General features: G+C 42.0%; 24 protein-coding genes and 1 riboswitch. Of the genes, 8 read left to right on the top strand and 16 right to left on the bottom strand.

Annotation, left to right across the window (positions count from 1 at the left end):
• Positions 1-244: 244 nt before the first annotated feature.
• The 11 genes from cls to uvrA form a co-directional block, all read right to left on the bottom strand.
• Positions 245-1,777 carry a cardiolipin synthase gene (gene cls / locus ACN076_RS02160; RefSeq protein WP_420790057.1) on the bottom strand — a complete coding sequence of 511 codons (1,533 nt, stop codon included), beginning with the start codon at positions 1,775-1,777 and terminating at the stop codon, positions 245-247.
• Between the two features lie 139 nt (positions 1,778-1,916).
• Positions 1,917-2,336 carry an SP_0198 family lipoprotein gene (locus ACN076_RS02155; RefSeq protein ID WP_420790056.1) on the bottom strand — a complete coding sequence of 140 codons (420 nt, stop codon included), beginning with the start codon at positions 2,334-2,336 and terminating at the stop codon, positions 1,917-1,919.
• Positions 2,333-3,583 (bottom strand): bifunctional folylpolyglutamate synthase/dihydrofolate synthase, encoded by a 1,251-nt coding sequence (locus tag ACN076_RS02150; protein ID WP_203175614.1) that lies wholly within the window; start codon positions 3,581-3,583, stop codon positions 2,333-2,335. The genes ACN076_RS02155 and ACN076_RS02150 overlap by 4 nt, the downstream gene beginning before the upstream one ends.
• Positions 3,584-3,790: 207 nt before the next feature.
• Positions 3,791-4,096: a DUF1292 domain-containing protein gene (locus tag ACN076_RS02145; RefSeq protein WP_000017620.1), complete on the bottom strand. Its 306-nt coding sequence runs from the start codon at positions 4,094-4,096 to the stop codon at positions 3,791-3,793.
• A 15-nt stretch (positions 4,097-4,111) separates the two neighbouring features.
• Positions 4,112-4,531, bottom strand: a complete 420-nt coding sequence (ruvX, locus tag ACN076_RS02140) for a Holliday junction resolvase RuvX (protein ID WP_004239076.1) — start codon at positions 4,529-4,531, stop codon at positions 4,112-4,114.
• Between the two features lie 3 nt (positions 4,532-4,534).
• Entirely contained in the window at positions 4,535-4,801 is a 267-nt protein-coding gene (locus ACN076_RS02135; RefSeq protein WP_000507059.1) for an IreB family regulatory phosphoprotein, read from the bottom strand.
• A gap of 86 nt (positions 4,802-4,887) precedes the next feature.
• On the bottom strand, positions 4,888-5,457 hold the full coding sequence (locus ACN076_RS02130) for an SP0191 family lipoprotein (RefSeq protein WP_203175615.1): 570 nt from the start codon (positions 5,455-5,457) through the stop codon (positions 4,888-4,890).
• Between the two features lie 60 nt (positions 5,458-5,517).
• Positions 5,518-5,916, bottom strand: a complete 399-nt coding sequence (gene spx / locus ACN076_RS02125) for a transcriptional regulator Spx (protein WP_000591165.1) — start codon at positions 5,914-5,916, stop codon at positions 5,518-5,520.
• 135 nt (positions 5,917-6,051) lie between these two features.
• The gene (mgtA, locus tag ACN076_RS02120) at positions 6,052-8,712 is read right to left on the bottom strand and encodes a magnesium-translocating P-type ATPase (protein WP_420790055.1); all 2,661 of its coding nucleotides are present in this window, start codon (positions 8,710-8,712) and stop codon (positions 6,052-6,054) included.
• A gap of 192 nt (positions 8,713-8,904) precedes the next feature.
• Positions 8,905-9,060, bottom strand: a riboswitch (M-box (ykoK) riboswitch).
• A 51-nt stretch (positions 9,061-9,111) separates the two neighbouring features.
• Positions 9,112-10,173: a M24 family metallopeptidase gene (locus tag ACN076_RS02115; RefSeq protein WP_141230336.1), complete on the bottom strand. Its 1,062-nt coding sequence runs from the start codon at positions 10,171-10,173 to the stop codon at positions 9,112-9,114.
• On the bottom strand, positions 10,166-12,997 hold the full coding sequence (gene uvrA / locus ACN076_RS02110; protein WP_420790054.1) for an excinuclease ABC subunit UvrA: 2,832 nt from the start codon (positions 12,995-12,997) through the stop codon (positions 10,166-10,168). The genes ACN076_RS02115 and uvrA overlap by 8 nt, the downstream gene beginning before the upstream one ends.
• 131 nt (positions 12,998-13,128) lie before the next feature.
• On the opposite strand from uvrA, the gene ACN076_RS02105 reads away from it, so the two are divergent.
• The 5 genes from ACN076_RS02105 to ACN076_RS02085 all read left to right on the top strand — a co-directional run bounded on the left by ACN076_RS02105 (position 13,129) and on the right by ACN076_RS02085 (position 16,796).
• The gene (locus ACN076_RS02105) at positions 13,129-14,073 is read left to right on the top strand and encodes a magnesium transporter CorA family protein (protein WP_000815623.1); all 945 of its coding nucleotides are present in this window, start codon (positions 13,129-13,131) and stop codon (positions 14,071-14,073) included.
• Between the two features lie 11 nt (positions 14,074-14,084).
• Positions 14,085-14,762: a DUF1129 domain-containing protein gene (locus ACN076_RS02100; RefSeq protein ID WP_101782109.1), complete on the top strand. Its 678-nt coding sequence runs from the start codon at positions 14,085-14,087 to the stop codon at positions 14,760-14,762.
• 15 nt (positions 14,763-14,777) lie between these two features.
• Complete coding sequence (locus tag ACN076_RS02095) at positions 14,778-15,125, top strand: TfoX/Sxy family protein (RefSeq protein ID WP_101782108.1); 348 nt, start codon at positions 14,778-14,780, stop codon at positions 15,123-15,125.
• 267 nt (positions 15,126-15,392) lie between these two features.
• Positions 15,393-16,427 (top strand): S66 family peptidase, encoded by a 1,035-nt coding sequence (locus ACN076_RS02090; protein WP_101782107.1) that lies wholly within the window; start codon positions 15,393-15,395, stop codon positions 16,425-16,427.
• 105 nt (positions 16,428-16,532) lie between these two features.
• A complete protein-coding gene (locus ACN076_RS02085; RefSeq protein WP_000166114.1) occupies positions 16,533-16,796 on the top strand; it encodes a SemiSWEET family transporter in 264 nt (87 codons plus the stop codon).
• 84 nt (positions 16,797-16,880) lie between these two features.
• Here ACN076_RS02085 and ACN076_RS02080 read toward each other — a convergent pair whose 3' ends face one another.
• The 3 genes from ACN076_RS02080 to mutL are packed head-to-tail and all read right to left on the bottom strand — an operon-like array spanning position 16,881 to position 20,012.
• On the bottom strand, positions 16,881-17,444 hold the full coding sequence (locus tag ACN076_RS02080) for a DNA-3-methyladenine glycosylase I (RefSeq protein ID WP_101782106.1): 564 nt from the start codon (positions 17,442-17,444) through the stop codon (positions 16,881-16,883).
• Between the two features lie 9 nt (positions 17,445-17,453).
• Entirely contained in the window at positions 17,454-18,047 is a 594-nt protein-coding gene (gene ruvA, locus ACN076_RS02075; protein ID WP_000273423.1) for a Holliday junction branch migration protein RuvA, read from the bottom strand.
• A gap of 15 nt (positions 18,048-18,062) precedes the next feature.
• Positions 18,063-20,012, bottom strand: coding sequence for a DNA mismatch repair endonuclease MutL (gene mutL, locus ACN076_RS02070; protein ID WP_261071123.1), 1,950 nt, complete (start codon positions 20,010-20,012; stop codon positions 18,063-18,065).
• Between the two features lie 206 nt (positions 20,013-20,218).
• Between mutL and ACN076_RS02065 the strand changes: the two genes are divergently transcribed.
• The 3 genes from ACN076_RS02065 (at position 20,219) to ACN076_RS02055 (ending at position 22,592) form a co-directional block, all read left to right on the top strand.
• A complete protein-coding gene (locus ACN076_RS02065) occupies positions 20,219-20,659 on the top strand; it encodes a LytTR family DNA-binding domain-containing protein (protein ID WP_261037898.1) in 441 nt (146 codons plus the stop codon).
• Entirely contained in the window at positions 20,656-21,114 is a 459-nt protein-coding gene (locus ACN076_RS02060) for a DUF3021 domain-containing protein (RefSeq protein WP_101782102.1), read from the top strand. The genes ACN076_RS02065 and ACN076_RS02060 overlap by 4 nt, the downstream gene beginning before the upstream one ends.
• 215 nt (positions 21,115-21,329) lie before the next feature.
• The gene (locus ACN076_RS02055) at positions 21,330-22,592 is read left to right on the top strand and encodes an NRAMP family divalent metal transporter (protein ID WP_101782101.1); all 1,263 of its coding nucleotides are present in this window, start codon (positions 21,330-21,332) and stop codon (positions 22,590-22,592) included.
• Between the two features lie 292 nt (positions 22,593-22,884).
• Here ACN076_RS02055 and nrdI read toward each other — a convergent pair whose 3' ends face one another.
• Both nrdI and ACN076_RS02045 read right to left on the bottom strand, forming a co-directional pair.
• Positions 22,885-23,355 (bottom strand): class Ib ribonucleoside-diphosphate reductase assembly flavoprotein NrdI, encoded by a 471-nt coding sequence (gene nrdI / locus ACN076_RS02050; RefSeq protein ID WP_371491461.1) that lies wholly within the window; start codon positions 23,353-23,355, stop codon positions 22,885-22,887.
• A 77-nt stretch (positions 23,356-23,432) separates the two neighbouring features.
• Positions 23,433-23,966, bottom strand: coding sequence for an ABC transporter permease (locus tag ACN076_RS02045; protein ID WP_101782099.1), 534 nt, complete (start codon positions 23,964-23,966; stop codon positions 23,433-23,435).
• Positions 23,967-24,016: the final 50 nt, after the last annotated feature.

The raw sequence follows: 24,016 nt of genomic DNA, 5'->3' as shown, positions 1-24,016 counted from the left end.
CTATTCAATTTATCTGTCTTAGTATATCAAAAAGTCCTAGGATTGTCAGCTTGCGATGGGTGTTTGAGTGATTTTTTGCATAGTTTCACAAAGGTTTCAATTTCTCGAAATCGGTGTAAATGTGTCTGTTTAAATGTCATGATATAGTTCAATTCTTTCTGAGTCAGCATCTTTCCTCCTACATCTTCTTATTCGTAAAAGGCAAGAAAAATAGGACTGGTTTGTGTCCTCAGTCCTAGATTTCTTATAAGATAGGGGCGAATAACTGGGCGATTTCCTTAATCAATTTTTGATACCAGCTGTTTTTTATCGTATGAGGGAAAATTTCTTGCGATACCGAAAAAATCTCTTGAAAATCTTTTTGAATCTCAGTGATTGATTCTGTTTTATATAGCAAGACTGCATTTTCATAGTGGTGAAGCAAACTTCTATAATCTAAGTTAATGGTTCCAACTGCAGCAAAGTCCTTATCCACTAGGATTTGTTTACTGTGGATAAAGCCTGGACTATACTCAAAAATCCTTACTCCTGCTGACAACAAATCTGGATAAGCCCCTCTTGTGATGAGTTGGATTAATTTCTTATCTGGAATAAAAGGGGTCACAATGCGGACATCAACACCCCTCATGGCCGCATTTTTAATACTCTCTGTTAAGTCATAGTCAATAATCAAATAGGGCGTTGTAATAAAGACTGAATCAGTGGCCTGATTAATCAAACTTTGATAGACTTTTTTCCCTACCTGGGTACGGAAGATGGGCTTGGGTCCACTACCGTAAGGAATGCAGAGCCCTTGGCCAGAACAAGGCTGATTTTCCAAGTGATACTGATCAAAATCGCTGATTTCCCCACGATTGATATACCAAGTCATCAAAAAGAGACGGGTGAGAGCCTTGACACCAGGGCCATCTAAGCGAATCCCACTATCCTTCCAATAGCCAAAGCGTTCTACATGATTGATGTATTCATCGGCTAAGTTGATACCTCCTGTATAAGCTACCTGACCATCTATGACCAGAATTTTACGATGGTCACGATTGTTGTAAGCCACCGTCAAGCGAGGAACCACCTTGTTAAATTTATGGGCTTCAATTCCTCGACTACGAAGCTGAATAGTATAGTCTCCAGGTAAAGTCGCCATACAGCCGATATCATCATAGAGCATCTTGACCTCTACACCCTGAGCTGCCTTTTGCTCTAGTATGTCTAGTATGCTATTCCACATCAAACCTTCTTCGACAATATAATACTCTAGAAAGATAAACTTTTCAGCTTTCTTGAGGTCTTCCAACATATATTGCCACATGCTTTCACCCGAAGAAAAGAATTGTGAATCTGTTCGATCATAGACATCGGCATTGCTATCCATACTTAGCAAAGATTTGATAACTCCGTAAGCCGCCTTATCATCTTCCTTCAATTTCTGGCGGAGAGCTTTACTGTTATCCTCCCGAAAATGCATAGAACCAAGTTTGTCCAACTGTTTGATTTCTTTTTTGGATAATCGTCTTTCACCAAACATCAGATAGAGCAAGGGGCCGATGACAGGAACAAAAGTCACCACTAACCACATCACTTTACTATCAGGTGTCATTGAACGATTGACAATTGCGACAATAGTCGCCATACTCATAAAAATTAAGACAATTACCCATAGAATAGGGGCCATACGCCCTAAATAGAGAAAGAGACCAAAAACAAGAAAAAGTTCAAGTAGCATAATCGAAAGACTAAAGCCATACTTGGACATCAATAATTGAAATTTTCTATATTTCATATCCCCTCCTTGATAGTTTGAATGATAAAAACAGGTAATTAAAACTAGTATAACTCAGGTATTCGGTAGAAGGCAAGTATTTATAATCATTTTTCTGAGCAAAAGCAAAAGAGACCAAAAAATCCAGTCTCCTTCTAGTCTATTTTGATAAAACAATGCGATCAGACGCTTCTCTATCCATATCGTCGATAATCATCTGACTGCCATTGATTGCATAAATCTTGACATCATCCCCAATAATCATGCGTTGATTGGCTGCATCGAAGCTGACCTGCTTGATTTCTTGTTCCCCGTCAGTTTCAACCTGTGTCCAGGTACCAGTTGTTCCAGTTACCACTAAAGTGATACGGTCTCCTTCGTCCTGACCGGTATAAGTCCCATCAATATTAGTTGGTTGAGCCTCAGGCGCATTTTGTGAAGAACTTGTCGTTGCCTGGTTTGTATTTGCTGTGGAAGATGAAGCAACAGGTTGTGATTGCGGTTGAGCTGCTGGTTGTTGAACCTGTTGAACTCTTTGTGAACAAGCTACTAAGAGACTAAGACTTGCTAGAGAGGTCAATTTATCTGCTCATGCCCCAGTATGTGGCTCCGTACTTCTGAGATAAAATAGAGAGACCCTGTAATGAATAACAAGTCCTTGGTATCGGCTCTTTCTTCAAAACTGCTGATAAATTCTCGGTAAGAGGGAATTACATGGTAACCTGTTACATCTGTCTCATCCAGAGAACCTTGATAGTCAAAACCAGTCACCTTGAGTTCCACCGGAGGCAAATTCTCAGTCAGATAACCTAACATCCCTTGATAATCCTTACGTTTCAAGGCTCCAAAGAGGATTTGAGGTCGATAGCCTTCCTGCTCTTTTTCTTTGACAAACTCCACCAGGCGAGTCAAGGCAGGGAGGTTATGAGCACCATCCAAGTAAATCTGAGGACGAATACGCTCCAAACGCCCAGCCCAATGGGTCTTCTCCAAAGCCTGTCTTACAACCTGCTCATCAACAACTTCCTTTCTTTCTCCCATAAAAAGAAGAAACGTTTGTAGCGCCAAGGCCGCATTTTCCTGCTGATAAGCTCCTTCCAATCCTATTTTCAACTGCGAAAAAGTTCCCAAAGAACTTGAAAAATCACCATTCAGCATTGAAAAATCCTGACCTGCCTGATAAAGGTCAACAGCTAAAGAGTCTGCTTTTTTCTGACAAACAAGCCTAGCTTCTGAAGTCAACTTAGCAATCACTGCCTTTTTACCAACCTTGAAAATACCAGCTTTCTGCTCTGCGATTGCTTCTAGACTATCACCCAGAGTCTCCTGATGGTCAAGTCCGATGGAGGTGATGACAGCAATCTCTCCGGTTACCACATTAGTCGTGTCAAGTAAGCCACCAATTCCCACTTCTAGTAAAACCAAGTCCACCTCTTGCTCCCTAAAGTAGAGGAAAGCAATCAAGGTCAGCAATTCAAAAAAGGACAACTGGTCATGGGTTTGCAGAAGCGTCTTTTCCATCTCCTTGATCTGCTCAGCTAAACGGATAAAGTCTGCATCAGCTATTGGTTGTCCATTAATGCAGATTCGGTCATTGATGGAGACGATATGAGGGGAGGTAAAGGTCGCAACTTTTTTGCCATGTCCCATAAATAACTCCCTCATAAAAGCAATGGTAGATCCTTTCCCATTAGTCCCTGTTACGTGGATAATAGGGTAAGACTGCTCAGGATTTCCTAACAAATCCACTGCTTGCTGCATTCGGCCTAAACCTGACCTAAAATTCAAACCAATCCGACTATGAAGCCATTCTTCCACTTCAAACATACATATCTCCTTGATAAAAGTCTAATCAATTACCACACTAAAGTATGATGACTAACAAAAACGAGGTCAGGATTTTCATCCCAACCTCTTACCTGGTTAGCTAATAACTAGCTACTATAAATGTTAACGTGGGGTAAAAACATCCACTGGACTTACCAGTTCTCTCTTATTTAAAGGAACTGGGGTAAAAATGTTCACTGAACATTTTTACTCCTCCATAAAACTATTGAAGACTTCTTCAATCATGTTCCATTCGTCTTCTGAGTCTTCTGGGATTGGTTGCAATTCGCCTTCTGTTCCATCTTCGTTTTCGATGAATGAGTAAGCTTGGATTTCAACTTGTCCGTCTTCGTCTTCTTCTGCGTTAACTGGTACTAGAAGAACGTAGTTTTTACCAAATTCTTCTTTTCCGTCAATGGTCAAAAGGATTTCAAACAAGGTTTCGTTTCCTTGCTCATCTACTAGTGTGATTAGTTCACGTTCTTCGTGGTCGTGGTTATGATCGTGTGACATAGCCTCTCCTTTATATTAAAATTTTCTATCTAAATAATTTTGTAAAATCAGCTGAGCTGCTAACTTATCAATGACTTTCTTGCGCTTATTGCGACTGATATCTGCTTGTTCAATCAACATGCGCTCAGCAGCCACTGTTGTCAAGCGTTCATCTTGATAGTCTACTGGTAAACCAAAAAGCTCTTCTAGCTTTGCTCCGTATGCTTGACTAGCTTCCACGCGCGGTCCGCTTGTATTGTTCATGTTTTTAGGCAAGCCTACTACAAATCGTTCCACCTTGTAAGTATCAACCAATTCCTTAACGCGATCAAAACCAAATTGGCCTTGCTCCTCATTGATTTGGATGATTTCAAGTCCTTGAGCTGTAAAACCGAGCGGATCGCTAATCGCCACCCCTACCGTTTTTGAACCGACGTCCAATCCCATAATTCTCATAGGTTATAGATCGACTCCTTGTCCTTTAAGGTAGTAGCGGACCAATTCTTCAACGATTTCATCGCGCTCATACTTACGGATTTGATTTCGTGCATTATTATAACGAGGAACGTAGGCAGGGTCTCCACTCAATACGTAACCTACGATTTGGTTGATTGGGTTGTAGCCCTTATCGTTCAATGAAGCATAAACATCAGTCAGAGTTTCGCTAATTTCTTTTTTATTGGAATCGTCCAATTTAAAACGTACTGTTTCTTCAGTAAATCCCATTCTAACACCCTCTTTCCTTAGAATAGTACCATTATAGCATAATTCCTTACCTTCTACAATTCAGGCAGTCTATTTATTTGGATTTTCTATTGTTCTGTCGCGCCATTTGCCAATCTGTCTGAAATATATTTGCTCGGTTCATTCTTCAAGAGATTCTCTAAACCAATGTTCTTCAAATATTCTAACTGAGAAGCCTTCTTGACATCCAGAACCTGAAAATCAAAACTAGTCGTTGTTTGAAGTTCTGCTGCACTCAATAGTTTAGTTTCAAGCTTAAAGCCTGCCAATTTACGAGCTTCTATGATGGCCTCATCCTTCTCCTCTGCCTCGAGAAGAGCTTTTTGAGTTTCTTCCACTCCATGTTGGTCGATATAGGTCTTCAACTCATCAGAAACTGGACGCTTTTGTTGAATGGTTAGGTTCAAAAAAGTCTTGTCCTTGTATGTAATGGTTTGGGTTTGCTGGCTACCATCATCTGACTTAGGCAAGACCAAAGTCTTGGTGACAACTGTATTCTTCTCAGCATTTTCAATAACTGGCAATGCTGACTGAAGCGTATCTTTTTCTGTTTTTGTAGCTGGTCCAGTTTCTTTTTTCTGTCCGCAACCAACCAGGACAAAAAGGAAAGCTAGACTAACAAGAACTATTTTTTTCATTTCTTTCTTCTTTCTTTTTGAAATTAAAATAAGACTGGGAGTTGCTCCCAGTCTTGATGTTTATAGAGCTGCACGCAAACGTGCTTCTGCATTTTCTACATTACGGACAGAGCGTGGTAGGAAGGCACGAATATCGTCTTCCTTATAGCCAACTTGCAGGCGTTTTTCATCCACAAGGATTGGGCTCTTTAAAATTCTCGGTGTTTCCATAATCAGATTGAGGACTTCATTGACACTCAAATCTTCAATATCCACTCCAAGGGCTTTGGCATAGCGATTTTTAGACGAAACGATGCTGGCTATTCCGTTATCTGTTTTTGTCAGAATATCCAGTAATTCTTCTCTCGTAATTCCTTCTTTACCAAGGTTTTGTTCTTTATAACTTAACTGGTGGGCATTGAGCCAGGTTTTTGCTTTTTTACAGCTAGTACAACTTGAGACTGTATAAATTTTAATCATATACCTACCCCTTTCGCTACATGTTACTATCAGTTTAGTCTATTATACCATAAAAAACATCCGACTTGCGACCTATTTTTAAATTTTTTTAACTTTTTTCGTCATTTTCGTACTTTTTTCTTGACAAAATGAAATTTACAGCCATTCTTGATATTTCTTGATATAAATTTTTTTCACAATTGTCACGCTAATCATATACAAAATAATGATGAAAAGTAAAAAGATGAAATAAATCGGTTTTAAAGGAGTTAGATGAAGTAGGATTGCGAGTGGACTGTAGGGAATGAAGGTCACAAAGGCTGCAGCCAATAAGGTTGTCACAAGGACTAGCCAAGCTGGACGACTTTGTAAAAAGGGAATTTTGGCTGAACGCAGCATATGGATAACCATGGTCTGTGACCACATGGACTCGATAAACCAACCTGTCTGAAACAAGACAATAAATCCTACGGCAGACTCTGCCCCATGAACATAAGCTTGACCTGTTGTCATGGGTACAATGATAAAATAAAGCAAAATAAAGGTCAAAATATCAAAGGCAGAAGAGATAGGTCCCATCCAAATCATGAAACGTGTGATGGACTTAGCTTCCCAGGTATGCGGATTTCTCAAAAAATCTTTATCCACCTTGTCAAAAGGCAAGGCAATACAAGACAAATCATAGACTAGATTTAGGATAATCAAATGGACTGGTGCCATTGGTAAAAATGGCAAAAAGATTCCAGAGACCAATAGGGATAAGATATTTCCAAAATTAGAACTCACTGTCATTTTGATATATTTGGTCATATTGGCATAGACCTTACGACCTTCAACAAGTCCTTTTTCAAGCACCATGAGATCCTTATCAAGTAGGATAACATCAGCCGTTTCTTTAGCAATATCTACTGCTGTATCAACAGAAATCCCCACATCTGCAACTTTCATAGAAGGAGCATCATTGATTCCATCCCCCATATAGCCTACAGCATGACCATTAGCCTTAAATTGCAAAATAATCCTCGCTTTTTGGTCAGGTGAAAGTTTGGCAAAGACGGTTACCTCCTCTACGGCTTGGGCCAATTCTTGATCACTCATCTGATCAATTTCAGATCCTAACAGCATCTGATTGATATCCAAACCAACCTTTTCACAGACTGCTTGGGTAACTTTTTCGTTGTCTCCCGTCAAAATCTTTGTTTGAACCCCATGTTCTAACAGAGCCTTAATTGCTGGTGCTGCAGATGGTTTAGGAGGATCTAGGAAGGCTAAATAACCAGTTAGAATCATATCCCCTTCATCATCAACTGTATAGGCATGTCCTTCCCTCAAACCTGACTTATAGGCTACTCCCAAGACACGCAAACCTTGTTGATTTAGTTGTCGGACTTCTGATAAAATTTCTTCTCTAATAACATCTGTCAAGGGAGTAATCACTCCATGGTATTCCGCATGACTGGAAATCGTCAACATTTCCTCTAGGGCACCCTTGGTTACCAAACTAACAACCTCGTGTTCATCCTTAACGATAACACTCATCCGTCTACGTTCAAAATCAAAGGGAAGCTCATCTATTTTTTGAAAAGTTTGAGCCAGATTTTGCAAGAGGGCGTGTTCTTTTGCTTCCTTTTCAGTCCGTTTGATGATGGCTCTGTCCATCAAATTTTTCAAGCCCGTTTGAAAATAAGAATTGAGATAAGCTCGTCTCAAGACGGTCAAATCCAAGCGTCCGTGGATGTCCAAGGGATATTCAAGGACAATTTCGTCTTGGGTTAGAGTTCCTGTCTTATCTGTACACAAAATATCAATCGCCCCTAAGTCCTGTATGGCATTGAGTTTCTTGATAACCACTTTTTCCTTGGCCATAATGATGGAGCCTTTTGCTAGACTGGCCGTGATAATCATAGGAAGCATCTCAGGTGTCAATCCAACACCAACACTCAAAGCAAATACGCCAGCTTCCAACCAGTCACCATCTGTTAAACCATTGGACAAGAAAACGATGGGCACCATGACCAGCATCAAACGAATCAAGAGCCACGAAATACTATTCATTTCCCGCTCAAACGAAGTAGGCTCGTCATAGGTGTTCAAAGTCTGCTCAATGGCCCCCATCATGGTATCATCACCAACTGCTAAAACCACGGCCTTGGCACTACCAGATAAGACATTGGTTCCCATAAAGGCGAGCGCTTCTGCTTCTAGCAGACTATCAGATTGTTGAACTGTTGCCTTGGTCAAGGACAATTTTTCAACCGATTCACTTTCACCTGTCAAGCCCGACTGTTGTACAAAGAAATCGCGCGACTCAAATAAAAGAAGATCTGCTGGAATCATGTCTCCAGCGCTTAATTTAACCACGTCACCCACTACCAAATCATCGATAGGTACTTCTTGAATTTCTCCTTGACGAATGATAGTCGCTGTGTTGACAATCATTTTTGATAGATTGGTCGCAGCCTTATCACTACGGAGTTCTTGGACAAAGCGTATGCCACCAGAAATGAGGACTAGGACAACGATGATAATAGAAGTCGTCGGATCTTCTTGACCTGGTTTTGCCAACCAGACATTGGTCACCAAGGAAATCACGGCGATGACCAGTAAGATGATCGTAAAAGGATTGATAATAGATTCGTAAATCTTTTTGAGGATACTGTCTTCTTGACCCTTTGTGATGGTATTTTCGCCATATAGGTCACGATTTTTCTCCACCTGCTCCTCAGTCAAGCCTGTTAGACTTGTCTTATAAAAAGATAGAGTTTCGTTTAAAGATGTCTGAATAGCTGTTGCTAATCTTTCTTTTGTAGTTTTCATTGGTTTCTCCTATCTGTATGAATGATGTGTTTCATACACAGAGACCAATCACTTTATAAGGGCAGAACGACACAAATCAGCGATTGGCTGTGTATGTGCGGTTCCGGATGATCGTCAATTTGCATCGTTTATCTCCTTTCTTTTTAAACAGTAGAAAATCCCACCATAAAATGGCAGGATTAAAAAACTAACTATCTGTTTTTCGTTCAAGCTTTAACTCCATAGGGCAATGTAATGAGCTTAGTCTTGGCCTTCGCGACCAGGACTGTTGACCAACGAGTAGTGTCTCCACTGCTTTGCGGTAGTCATCCGTATCCCTATGGTAGCCTCACCTACCGTTTTCATTTTTCAGTATAAACCTTTAAAATTTAAAAGTCAATCATTTGAGTTGTTTAACTCTTAAATAACTATCAACTCTTTTGGAGCAAGGGTCAATAATTCACAACCTGTCTCTGTAATCAGAATATCATCCTCGATACGAACGCCATATTTGCCTTCGATATAGATACCTGGCTCATCTGTCAAGGCCATACCTGCCTTAATAGTTTCTGTAGAAGTCTGGCTAAAGTATGGTTCCTCATGGATATCCAGTCCAATACCGTGTCCGATACCGTGGGTAAAGTAGTCGCCATAGCCTGCCTCGATGATAATATCACGAGGAATTTTGTCAAAGTCTCGGAAACCTAATCCTGCCTTGGCTTGGTCAATCAAGGCTTGGTTGGCTTTCAAAACCGTATTGTAAATCTCTGCCTGCTCGTCGCTGACATGCCCCAGATAGATAGTCCGTGTCATATCACTGACATAGTGGTCATAGAGGCAGCCGAAATCCATGGTAATAGCTTCTCCCAACTCCACTGGTTTGTGCATTGGATGGGCATGGGGCTTAGAAGAGTTTATTCCGCTAGCTAAGATAGTGTCAAAAGACAAGCCAGATGCTCCCAACTCACGCATGCGGAAGTCAAGGAAGTTGGCAATCTCAATTTCAGTCTTTCCTGGCTTAATAAAGTCAAGCGCATCGCGGAAAGCTTGGTCTGAGATAGAACAAGCCTTGCGAATAGCTGCAATCTCCGCTTCATCCTTAATCATTCGAAGACCTTCGACAAACTGAGTTTGTGGAAGCAAGTCAATTCCTTCAAAGGTTGCCTGCATACGGTGATAATAAGAGACTGAAATCTCATCCTCAAAACCGATACGAGACAAGCCCATATCCTTGACAATGCCTGCAATGACAGCCAATTCATCACGGTCAGCCACAATCTCAAAGCCACTGGTTTCTTGCTTGGCTGCAATGATATAGCGAGAGTCTGTCACCAAGACCTGACGGTCGCGGCTGATAAAGACTGTTCCGTTTGAGCCCCAAAAACCAGTCAAGTAGTAGACGTTTTTAAGGTTATTGATGATGATACCATCTAGTTCTTTTTCTTGCATTTTATCTAGAAATGCTTGTACGCGTTTATTCATGATGTAATTTTCCTTTCAAATACTGTCCTGTGTAGCTGGCTTGGTTAGCAGCTACTTCTTCTGGAGTTCCTGTTGCGATGATGGTTCCACCACCGACACCGCCCTCAGGTCCCAAGTCAATAATATGGTCTGCCGTCTTGATAACATCCAGATTGTGCTCAATGACAAGAACTGTATTGCCATCATCGACAAAGCGAGCTAAAACCTTAAGCAAGCGAGCGATATCCTCGGTATGAAGACCTGTCGTCGGCTCATCCAGAATGTAGAAAGATTTTCCTGTCGATCGTTTGTGGAGTTCACTAGCCAACTTCATACGCTGGGCTTCTCCTCCAGAAAGGGTGGTAGCTGGCTGTCCTAGCGTAACATAGCCTAATCCCACATCCTTGATAGTCTGAAGTTTACGTTGAATCTTTGGAATGTGTTGGAAGAATTCCACCGCATCGTTGACAGTCATGTCCAAGACCTGCGAGATATTCTTTTCCTTGTAGTGGACTTCTAGGGTTTCACTGTTGTAGCGAGTCCCGTGGCAGACTTCACAAGCCACGTAAACATCTGGCAAGAAGTGCATCTCAATCTTGATAATCCCGTCACCTGAGCAGGCTTCACAACGACCGCCCTTGACATTGAAACTGAAACGTCCCTTCTTGTAGCCTCGAATCTTGGCTTCATTTGTCTGGGCAAATAGGTCACGTATATCGTCAAAAACTCCTGTATAGGTAGCTGGGTTAGACCTTGGTGTTCGTCCGATAGGGCTCTGGTCAATATCAATCAAACGATCAACATGCTCAATCCCTGTAATCGTTTTAAACTTACCAGGCTTATCTGAATTACGGTTGAGCTTCTGAGCAATAGCTTTTTTGAGAATGCTATTGATTAGGGTCGATTTCCCTGAACCTGATACCCCTGTCACTGCGATAAATTTTCCTAGTGGGAAGCGAGCTGTGACATTTTGCAGGTTGTTCTCACGCGCTCCTGTCACCTCGATAAAACGACCATTTCCGACACGTCGCTCTTCTGGCACTGGAATGGCACGTTTGCCTGACAAGTACTGGCCTGTGATAGACTTACTGTTGCGAGCCACCTGCTTGGGCGTACCTGTGGCAACAATCTCCCCACCAAAAACACCGGCACCGGGACCAACATCAATCAGATAATCAGCCTCACGCATGGTATCTTCGTCATGTTCCACCACGATAAGAGTATTGCCCAAGTCACGCATCTTTTTGAGACTGGCAATCAGACGGTCATTATCCCTCTGGTGAAGACCGATTGACGGCTCATCTAGGATATAGAGGACACCTGATAGATTGGAACCAATTTGGGTTGCCAAGCGAATACGCTGACTTTCCCCACCTGAAAGGGTTCCTGCCGAACGCGACAGGGTCAGATAGTTAAGGCCCACGTTATTAAGGAAGGTCAAGCGGTCCTTGATTTCCTTGAGAATAGGGCGAGCAATGATGGCTTCATTTTCAGACAAGGTTAGCTGTCTCACCAAGTCCAAGTGGTCTGCGATAGACAGGTCTGAAATTTCTCCGATATGTGGCCCGTTCTCACCACCCACACGGACAGACAAGGCCTGGTCGTTAAGACGGTAACCATGACAGGTTCCGCAGGTCAGCTCATTCATGTAGAGACGCATCTGGGTGCGAGTGTAATCGCTGTTTGTCTCGTGATAGCGACGCTTGATATTATTGACAACTCCTTCAAAAGGAATGTCAATATCGCGCACACCACCAAATTCATTTTCATAGTGGAAATGGAATTCCTTGCCATCTGATCCGTGGAGAATCAAGTTCTTGTCTTCTTCTGACAAGTCTTCAAAGGGCTTATCCATATCCACTCCAAAAGCTGTCATAGCTTGTTCCAGCATGTTTGGATAGTAGTTAGATGAGATAGGATTCCAAGGGGCCAAGGCTCCCTCACGTAGCGTTTTACTAGCGTCTGGCACTACCAAATCAGTATCCACCTCCAGCTTAATACCCAAACCATCACACTCACTACAAGAACCAAAAGGAGCATTGAAGGAGAAGAGACGTGGCTCTAACTCTGGAACAGTAAATCCACAAACTGGACAGGCATAATGCTCAGAGAAGAGCAACTCAGAGTCGTCCATAGTATCGATAATGACATAACCTTCTGCAATACGAAGGGCAGCCTCAATGGAATCAAAGAGACGACTACGAATGCCCTCCTTGATAACAATACGGTCAACCACGACATCAATATTGTGTTGCCTGCTCTTAGACAACTCTGGCACTTCGGTCACATCATAGACTTCCCCATCCACACGGACACGGACATAACCGTCTTTCTGAACCTTCTCGATAACACTCTTATGTTGGCCTTTTTTCTTGCGGATGACTGGTGCTAAAATTTGTAGGCGCTGGCGTTCAGGTAACTCCAAAACCTTATCAACGATTTGCTCCACAGAAGAAGCCTTGATAGCCCCATGCCCGTTGATACAGTAAGGCGTCCCCACACGCGCGTAAAGGAGACGCAGATAGTCATTGATTTCAGTCGTGGTTCCCACCGTCGAGCGAGGGTTTTTACTAGTCGTTTTCTGGTCGATAGAAATAGCTGGGCTGAGACCATCAATGGCATCCACATCTGGTTTTTCCATATTTCCCAAGAATTGACGAGCGTAGGCTGACAAACTCTCCACATAGCGACGTTGACCCTCCGCATAGAGGGTATCAAAGGCCAGACTGGATTTCCCTGAACCTGACAAACCAGTCACAACAACCAACTTGTCTCGCGGAATCTCTACATCAATATTTTTTAAATTATGGGCACGCGCCCCATGAATGACAATTTTATCTTGCATCTTTGTTCTTTCTAGTCCATTATTGCTTACCATTATACCAAAAAAAGTGAGATTCTATTACCCAAAAGGCCGATTTTGTAGTATAATAGTACGGTGTGAAAAAATCTGAAAAATGAGAAAGGATAAGGGATATGAAACAAGTTTTTCTCTCTACAACAACTGAATTTAAAGAGATCGATACACTTGAACCGGGTACTTGGATCAATCTCGTCAATCCGACTCAAAATGAATCACTCGAAATCGCTAACGCCTTCGATATTGATATTGCCGACCTTCGTGCACCACTCGATGCGGAAGAAATGTCTCGTATTACCATTGAAGACGAGTACACCCTGATTATCGTTGACGTTCCGGTCACAGAGGAAAGAAATAACCGCACCTACTACGTAACCATCCCGCTTGGTATTATCATCACCGAGGAAACCATTATCACTACGTGTTTGGAACCATTACCAGTCCTCGATGTCTTTATCAACCGTCGCTTGCGTAATTTTTATACGTTCATGCGTTCGCGTTTCATCTTCCAGATTCTCTATCGCAATGCAGAGCTTTACCTAACAGCCCTTCGTTCGATTGACCGTAAGAGCGAACAAATCGAAAGTCAACTGCATCAATCAACTCGTAATGAAGAATTGATTGAGCTCATGGAATTGGAAAAAACCATCGTCTATTTCAAGGCCTCCCTCAAAACAAATGAGCGTGTGATTAAGAAATTGACCAGCTCAACCAGCAATATCAAGAAATACCTTGAGGACGAAGACCTGCTTGAAGATACCCTGATTGAAACCCAACAGGCCATCGAGATGGCAGACATTTATGGAAACGTCTTGCATTCTATGACAGAGACCTTCGCCTCTATCATTTCTAACAACCAGAACAACATCATGAAAACCTTGGCCCTTGTGACCATCGTCATGTCCATCCCAACCATGGTCTTTTCTGCCTACGGGATGAACTTTAAGGATAATGAAATCCCCCTAAACGGCGAGCCAAATGCCTTCTGGTTAATCGTCTTTATCGCCTTTGCTATGAGTGTCTCGCTCACTCTCTATCTCATCCATAAAAAATGGTTCTAAGAGGAGTTCCTATGTCTCAGATTGATCTACAAAAATTAACCAAGAAAAACCAAGAGTTTGTCCACATCGCTACCCAACAATTCATCAAAGATGGGAAAACAGATGCTGAAATTAAGGCTATTTTTGAGGAAGTTATTCCCCAAATCCTTGAAGAGCAAGCCAAAGGTACGACCGCTCGTTCCCTCTATGGCGCACCGACTCACTGGGCTCATAGCTTCACTGTCAAGGAGCAATATGAAAAAGAGCATCCAAAAGAAAATGATGATCCAAAACTCATGATTATGGACTCGGCTCTTTTCATCACTAGCCTCTTTGCCCTCGTCAGCGCCCTTACAACCTTCTTCTCAGCAGATCAGGCTATCGGTTACGGTTTGATTACCCTTCTGCTAGTTGGACTGGTTGGTGGATTTGCCTTCTACTTGATGTACTACTTTGTTTACCAATATTATGGACCAGACATGGATCGCAGTCAACGCCCACCTTTCTGGAAATCTGTACTGGTTATCCTAGCTTCTATGTTCCTTTGGTTGCTTGTCTTCTTTGCAACAAGCTTCCTACCAGCTAGCCTTAACCCAGTACTGGCTCCATTGCCACTAGCTATTATCGGAGCGGCCCTCCTAGCTCTTCGCTTCTATCTCAAGAAACGCTTGAACATCCGAAGCGCAAGCGCGGGCCCATCACGTTATTAAGAAAAGTGAAAAGCTATGGCATATAGTCAATCTTTAGCTAAGCAGATTCGAAAAATTCTAGCACTCAAACTTCCTCCCCAAATTTTCGAAGAAGAGTTAGAAGAAAAGAAACTGTTTGGTGGTCTGGCCTTTATAATTCGTGGGAAAATGGTCCTTACTGTCAGTTCCAGAAAGGACGAGCTGGTTATGGTGAGAATTGGCAAAGAAACGGAAAAGCAAGTTCTACCCCGAACAGGAGCTCATACCACATTGATGAGAGGGCGACCTTATCATGGCTATATAGACCTAGATATCGAAGGTCAAAAAGAACTTCCTTACTGGATTGATTTAGCCCTCTCCTATAATCAAGAGTTGACCAAGTAACTCATATCTAGTGAGATTAGAAAAACGAAAAGCAACTGCACAGGCGGTTGCTTTTTCACTTGCTTTCTTGAGATTCAATAGTACTTCTGACTCTAATTCCTATAGTTTTCTCTCATTTTTTGTGATAGAATAGGCTCATACTCAATGAAAATCAAAGAGCAAACTAGGAAGCTAGCCGCAGGCTGTACTTGAGTACGGCAAGGCAAAGCTGACGTGGTTTGAATTTGATTTTCGAAGAGTATCAATCTATTTCTAGGAGGATGAGATATGGTTTCTACTGTTGGTATTGTTAGTTTATCTAGTGGCATTATAGGAGAAGACTTTGTCAAACACGAAGTGGATTTGGGTGTCCAACGTCTCAAGGACTCAGGACTTAATCCTATCTTTTTACCCCATTCGTTAAAAGGCTTAGACTTTATCAAGGACCATCCTGAAGCGCGTGCAGAGGATTTGATGCAAGCCTTTTCCGATGATAGCATCGACATGATCCTATGTGCCATCGGTGGAGACGATACCTATCGTTTGTTGCCCTATCTTTTTGAAAATGACCAACTAGGAAAAGTTATCAAACAAAAGATTTTTCTTGGCTTCTCAGATACAACCATGAACCATCTCATGTTGCATAAACTAGGAATCAAGACTTTTTATGGGCAATCCTTTTTAGCAGATATTTGTGAATTGGACAAGGATATGTTGCCCTATAGCTTTCACTACTTTAAAGAATTGATTGAGACTGGAAGAATCTCAGAAATCCACCCTAGTGACGTTTGGTATGAGGAACGAACTGATTTTAGTCCCAAGGCTCTGGGGACAGCTCGTGTCAGTCATGCAAACACTGGTTTTGACTTGTTGCAAGGAAATGCCCAGTTCGAGGGAGAAATCCTCGGTGGGTGTCTCGAATCCCTCTACGATATCTTTGACAATTCTCGATACGCAGATAGCACTGACCTCTGCCAAAAGTACAAACTCTTCCCTGACTTATCAGACTGGGCAGGAAAAATCCTCTTGCTAGAAACAAGCGAAGAAAAGCCTGAGTCCGAAGACTTCAAAAAGATGTTGCGAAATTTAAAGGACACTGGCATATTCGAGGTCATCAGTGGACTCTTGGTCGGAAAACCTATGGATGAAACTTTCTATGACGACTATAAAGAGGCACTATTGGATATCATTGATAGCAATATCCCGATTGTCTATAATCTGAATGTCGGCCACGCAACTCCAAGAGCCATTGTTCCCTTTGGAGTCCACGCTCATGTAGATGCACAGGAACAAGTCATTCGCTTTGACTATAACAAAAAATAAATAGTTTCTCTATTTTTGTGCTTTTGTATTGGTTTTCGTTACAATTTATATCTGAATTTATTGCATTTCGCTAATTTCTATGATATCCTTTTGAAGGAGGTGTATATGACAAAACAAAAAATTAATCGAATCGTAGGTTCTATTGGAGCCTTTATTGGAATTATAGTATTTATTGCCTACATTCCTCAAATTATCGCTAATTTACAGGGAAATAAAGCTCAACCATTTCAACCTTTATCAGCTGCTATATCTTGCTTAATCTGGGTTATTTATGGATGGACAAAAGAACCTAAGAAGGATTGGATATTAATCATTCCAAATTCAGCCGGTGTTATTTTAGGTGGAATCACTTTTCTGACTTCACTCTAACAAATATACTAGTATGTATAAAAAGCTGAGATAAATTTCTCAGCTTTTTTCTATATTCTCAGATATGCTAGCTATCTGTACACACTAATGACCGCTTTTCCACTCACAATCATTCTCATGGTCATCAACTAGGCCTGCTGCTTGTATAAAAGACAAGATGGCGACTGGGCCTGTGAACTTGAAGCCTCGTTTTTTGAGATCTTTGGCTAATCTCTCAGACAAGGGTGTTTTAGCTGGGGCTTGACGGTAATCGGGAACATCGTTAACGATCGTTTTCCCCTCAACAAAGGACCAAAGATAGGCATCAAAAGAGCCATATTCTTCCTGTAGTCGTAGAAAGGCTTGGGCGTTAGCGCGTGTAGCAAAAATCTTGGCTCTATTTCGGATGATGGCTGGATTATCCAGCAAGGCTTCCAATTCGGTATCGATCATCTCTGCGACTGCTTGAATTTGATAGCCATGAAAGGCTTCTCGGAAAGCTTGGCGTTTGTTTAGTACCGTTTCCCAAGACAGACCAGCCTGATAGGTTTCCATACACAACAACTCAAACAATGCTTGGTCATCATGGAGGGGCTGCCCCCACTCCTCATCATGATAGGCGATATAGAGCGGATTGGTCACCTTGACCCACGAACAACGTTTTGTCATGCTCTGCTCCTATTTGACCAACATTTTAAGGGCCGACTTGATATAGTTCTCAGCTGTATCTGTCGTTCCTTCAAAGAATTTCTTGATTTTCTTGAGTTCGGTCGCCTTGTAGCCCAGAGCCAACATGGCTTCCATGGCTTCTTCCAATTCTTGGTTTTCAGCGCTAGCTTGCACTGCGACCTTGGCAGGAAGGTCATCTCCTGCAACTACTACCTTGCCTTCCAAGTCTAGCACCATCTGCTGGGCTGTTTTCTTGCCAATTTTAGGGAACTTGGTCAAGTAGGTGATATTCTTGGTTTCAATGGCTTGAACCAAGCCAGCATTGTCATCGGCAGCGATAATAGCAAGAGCTGATACAGGACCAATCCCAGATACCGAAATCAAACTGAGAAAGAGCTTTTTCTCGTCTTCTGAGCGAAATCCATAAAGCAGATGAGCGTCCTCACGTACGACCTGATGCACATAAATTTGAGCTTCTTGGTTAACCTGACCTGAATAAGCATAAGGATTGGCCACATGCAGGATATAACCGATACCGTTGACTTCAAGAACAATGTATTTAGCAGTGATTTTGGTAATGATTCCTTTTAAATATTCGTACATAATTTTCCTTTTAGTTTAATATTTCCCCAACTCACGGAGACTGGTGTGATTTTCCTGAATACGTCGGAACATCTTTTCCATATCCGACTTGGTAAAATGCACCAAAACAGGACGTCCGTGGGGACAGTTGTAGGGATTATCACATCGAGAGAGCTGATAAAGGAGCTGTCTAGCTGAATGATCATCGATACGATGGTTGGCCTTGATAGATCGCTTGCAGGACATCATGATGGCTAGCTCTGCTCGGTATTTCTTGATCGAAACTTCCTTGGTCAAGAGTAGCATGTCGCACATTTCATAGATGCCTGATTCAATCTCTTCTTCTGCCATCCAAATAGGATGTTCACGTAAAATAAATTGATTTTCCCCGTACTCTGCTAGAAAGACACCCACTTCCTCTAAGAGAGGCATTCTTTCCTTGAGACGGAGGGCATCATCCGCTGGAAATTCAAAGATATAGGGCACTAGGAGTTGTTGCTGACTCTGGTCAACATTGCCAATGCTTTCACGGTATTCCTCGTATTTGACCCGTTCCTGAGCCGCATGCTGGTCTATGATGTAAAGTCCATCTCGCCCTTGGGCAAAGAGATAAGTCCCGTGCATCTGACCGAAAAATTCCAACTCTGGGAAGCTTGATGATTCTTCTCGCTCCAGCTTATCATAGGCCTTATCCAGACTGGTTAAATCTAGCTCTGGGTGATCTAGCTGGTCGTAGTTAGCAGGCTTTCTCTCTGCAAAATGCAGTTTTGCTGGCTTGGTCAATTGGTCCAAGGTTTCCTTGGCAAAGAGGGTTAGATCCTGTCCTTCATCAGTCAATTCTACCTGATAATCAGCCACCTCAGCTTGACTAGGTCTTGTCGGCTCAGTTTTCTCATAGTAGAGCGTATTTTCTTTGAGTGGGAGAATGGTCTGCTCCACCTTCTCACGATTGCGCACGGTCGATTTGGCAAGATTTTCCAAGGCATCTGGTATCAAGGTTTGTTCCTTGAGGCTATTTGCAATAGCTTCTGAAACCAGGGTCATCAGTTCTTTTTCCTTGGAAATCCGCACCTCTTGCTTGGTTGGATGCACATTGACATCTGCTAGATAAGGGTCGATATGGATGTGAATGACAGCCAGTGGAAAACGGCCCACCATGAGCTTACTGCCATAGCCATCAAGAATTGCACGATTGAGTAAAAAGTTCTTGATATAACGGCCATTGATGAAGAGACTGATATAGTTGCGGTTGGCTCTAGTTAACTCAGGCAAGGACACAAAACCTGAAATTTCGAAATCAAGGTCAGAATTTTCAATTTCAATCATCTTCTTGGCACTCGCCAAACCGTAAATCCCTGCGATAGCTTGGCGCAATTGACCAGTCCCAGCTGTCCGCGTCATTTCCTTGCCATCACTAATCAAGCTGAAAGAAATCTCAGGATGGGCCAAGCCCAGACGGTTGACAATATCAATGATATGAGACAACTCCGCCTGCTGGCTCTTCATATACTTGAGGCGGGCAGGCGTGTTGAAAAAAAGGTCCTCCACACAAACCTTGGTTCCCACCGGACTGGTCGCTGGGATGATTTCTTCTACTTCTCCCCCACGCGCAACGAGCTTAGTCCCATGACTCTCACCATCCATCGCCGTCAACAGAGTCAGTACACTGACAGACGCGATAGAAGGAAGGGCTTCACCACGAAAACCAAGCGTCCGAATCCGAAAGAGATCTGCTTGATTTTTTATCTTACTAGTCGCATGACGACGCAGGGCCAATTCCACCTCATTGTGGGCAATTCCATGACCATTATCTGTGATTTGAATCTTCTTGAGACCAGCTTCTTCAATTTCAACGATAATCTGACTAGAACCCGCGTCAATGGCGTTTTCTACCAGCTCCTTAACAACGCTAGCTGGACGCTCGATAACCTCTCCAGCCGCGATTTGGTTTGCCAACACCTCTGGCAATTCAATAATATGAGACATTTTTCAGCCCCTTTCCGTATCTATTTTCCTAGAAATTGATTAGTGCTATTATACCATATTTCAGATAGGACAGAAAAGCAAGCACCACATAGGATACAAATCCCTCCACATAGACAAAGTCCCTTGCAAGGGGCTGAAAAATAGTGTTTAATAAAGGTGTACAAGAAGTGATCACAATTTTGTATGAAAAACAAGGAGAGAAATTTATGAAAGTAGAACTACAGATTAGTGAAACTTACGAAGAGGAAAGACTGATTGTCCAAGCGCCTCAAGAAACCGATAAAATCCAGAAAGTCATCGAGTTCGCAGAAAATCTTGACCGAACAGAAACAATTAAAGGGAAAATCGATAATCAGGTCTATCTAGTTAAGATTGGTAAGATACAACGCTTCTATATCGAGAATCGAAAGGTTCTAGCAGAAACGGCGAATCAGACCTACACCATTGATTTGCGACTCTATCAGGTCCTTGAAATTCTGCCAACAACTTTTATTCAAATTTCCCAATCAGAAATCATCAATATCGACTCCATCTCCCATCTCAAGCTTACGCCCAACGGCCTGGTTGAAATTTTCTTGAAAAACGAAAGCTTCACCTACTCTTCACGCCGTTATCTAAAAACCATCAAGGAGAAATTAGAACTATGAAAAAACAAATCTTCCACGACGCAGCTACTGGTGTCCTCATCGGCCTCATCCTCTCTATCATCTTTTCACTCATTTATGCACCAAATACCTACGCACCACTAAATCCCTACTCTATCATCGGCCAAGTGATGGCTCAACATCAGGTTCACGGTGCCCTAATCTTGCTCTACTGTACCCTTATCTGGGCAGCCATCGGCATTCTCTTTAGTTTTGGCAATAACTTGTTCAAGCGTGACTGGAGCATGCTTCGTGCGACGCTTTCCCATTTCTTCCTTATGCTGGCTGGCTTTATCCCATTAGCAACCCTAGCAGGTTGGTTCCCCTTCCACTGGATTTTCTATCTCCAACTCATTATCGAGTTTGCGATTGTCTATCTCATCATCTGGGCTATTCTCTATAAAAGAGAGGCTAAAAAAGTAGATCACATCAATCAACTCTTGGAGCATAAAAAGTAAGAACCTCATAATAAGCAAAACCGAGAAAGAAACTTCTCGGTTTTTCTGTATCCTGCTGCACCTTTCTATCATAGCGGTTATTTTCAGATCTTCTTTGTAAATTTTCTGTAATTTTCTATCTTTTTTCAAAATATTCTTGCATTTTCCTAAAGTTTTTTGTAGAATATAGATTACATATCCAGATTATTCTGAAAATTCAAAAAGGAGTATTTATCATGTCGCAAGCTATTTCGTTAAATCAATCAACCTGGACAAGTAAACTAAAAGCAATGGGACCTGGAATCCTAATGGCTTCTGCCGCTGTTGGAGGTTCTCACATTGTATCTTCTACTCAAGCTGGTGGTTCTTATGGGTGGTCGCTACTCCTCTTGGTCATCTTAGCCAATGTCTTTAAATATCCATTTTTCCGTTTTGGTGCTGAATACACCGCTGATACTGGAAAGACTTTGGTTGAAGGTTATGCCGAAAAAGGAAAACTCTATCTCTGGATTTTCTTTATCCTCAATATCTTTTCGGCTATGGTCAACACAGCTGGTGTCGCCATTCTGTGCTCAGCTATCATCGCCAGCGCCTTCCCAATGATCGGTCTTAGCATCACTCAGTGGTCCCTCATTCTCGTTGCCATCATTTGGGCTATGTTACTCTTTGGAGGCTACAAACTCTTAGACGGCATGGCAAAATGGATCATGTCAGCTTTGACCATTGCAACTGTTCTTGCAGTTATCATCGCGGCGGTCAAGCATCCAGAATACAGTTCTAATTTTGTCGAGAAAACACCTTGGCAAATGGCAGCTCTACCCTTCATCGTTTCCCTCTTAGGGTGGATGCCGGCTCCTATTGAAATTTCAGCTATCAATTCACTTTGGTCTGCTGAAAAGAAAAAGACCGTCAACTTTAACACAGAGGACGCTCTATTTGACTTTAACGTTGGTTACATTGGAACAGCCATCCTAGCTGTGTTCTTTGTAGCACTGGGAGCACTAATTCAGTATCCTACAGGGCAAGCAGTTGAAGCCGCTTCAGCCAAATACATCTCTCAATTCGTGGGCATGTATGCCTCTGTTCTTGGAGAATGGTCCCGTTACTTGATTACTTTTATTGCCTTCCTATGTATCTTTGGAACAGTTATCACTGTTATCGATGGTTACTCTCGTGTCAATCAGGAATCTCTCCGACTGCTAATCAGTCAAAAAGAAGACAATCGTAAATCTTTGAACATCTGGATGACCATTACTGCTATTATCGGTATCGTCATTATCAAGTTCTTCGCTGGTCAAGTTTCAACCATGCTCCGCTTTGCCATGATTGGTTCTTTCCTGACAACACCATTCTTCGCTCTTTTAAACTACGCCTTGGTAACGCGTGAAAACAAAAATCTTCCTTCTTGGCTCAAACACCTTGCCATTGCAGGATTGATTTTCCTCTTTGGCTTCGCCATCTTCTTTATCTATGCACTCGCAATCGGAAAAGCAGGATAACTAACAAGCTCTAGATGAAGATAAGGTTTCATTTTAAGAGAAAATTCAGCAAATATTTCTATGATAAAAAGCATAAGAACAAGGTTTTGAAGACCTGAACTTATGCTTTTTTACGTTCTCAAAGACTGTTTATACTCAAAAAACAGTTGAACAACTTCAACCACCTCTTATAAGAACTTTATACTATTCGAGAATCTCTTCAAACCACGTCAGCTCTATCTGCAACCTCAAAGCTGTGCTTTGAGCAACCTGCGACTAGCTTCCTAGTTTGCTCTTTGATTTTCATTGAGTATTAATTCTCTCTTTCCAACTCATACAAATCTGCGATAATAGCTGCGACACGTTTGATATCTCCCAGCATACCTCGCATTTCAAAGTCAGCCAATACAGGGAAACCAAAACGTTGACTGTATTGCTTGGCTGTCAGGCAGTATTGGTTATTAAAGTTACGATTTCCTGAACCAACCACACCAAAACACTTACTAGCATTGTCACCATAGGCGATAAAATCCCCCACTGGTGTCGTCAAAATCTCAACATCTCCGTTATCCACGCCATTCCCACCTTCGAGGTAAGTAGGCAAAAAAGCAACATAGGGATGATCCATTTCATAGAAATCGTGACCTTCCTTTACCAAATCCTTAATATGAATCTTTTGAACCTCAATTCCCTCGTACTGGGACAAGAGATAGTCTTTCAAGCGTGTCACAAAACTCTCAGTGTTACCACTCAGACTGATATAAACTAAAGAAATTGTATTCATATGTACCTCCATGATTTTATTTTTAATCGAAAAAGAACTACCAAGATTGTAACTTGATAGCTCTTTTTTGTCAATACTTAAGCAACTTCTTCTGTTTCCTCTTCTTCAGCCAAGGTTTTCTGTTGACGCCAAATCTTGTAGAAGACAAGAGCTAGGAAAAGAACATTGATGACGATAGAGAGAATGCTAACGGCTTGTGAAATAACACTTATCCCTAAACGCATGCTTTCATCGTGAACTAACTGCACAGCGTCCTGTAAACCAACATAGCCATAAATCGAACCAATAATGGCTAGCAAAACATAGCCGACATAAGTATAGTTTGCATATTGCAAATTCTTACGAACAAGGAAGACAATCGCTACTGCAACTAAAATAGCAGATAGCACAATCAAGGCCATATTAAAAATAGAATGAGTTGATTCTGCTACTCTATAGGTGTAATTAAGCTGGTCTTCTAATTGCTGAGCACTGACCCCTGCAACTTGTTTCTGAGCGGCACGAAGAGCTTCTTTGCTAGGCAAGGGACTCAACATTCCAAACAGAGACATAGCTGAAATAAGAGCAGACAAGATTAGCAAGACCCATAGATAAATCGGTTTCTTTTTCATGATAGAACCTCCTGATATTATTATTTATATTATAGCACCTTTTGTAAGGG

The sequence above is a fragment of the Streptococcus sp. K0074 genome (assembly GCF_048843365.1).
Taxonomy (GTDB): domain Bacteria; phylum Bacillota; class Bacilli; order Lactobacillales; family Streptococcaceae; genus Streptococcus; species Streptococcus mitis_BM.
Note: the sequence above shows the minus strand (reverse complement) of the source record. Positions and strands in the feature narration are given on the sequence as shown.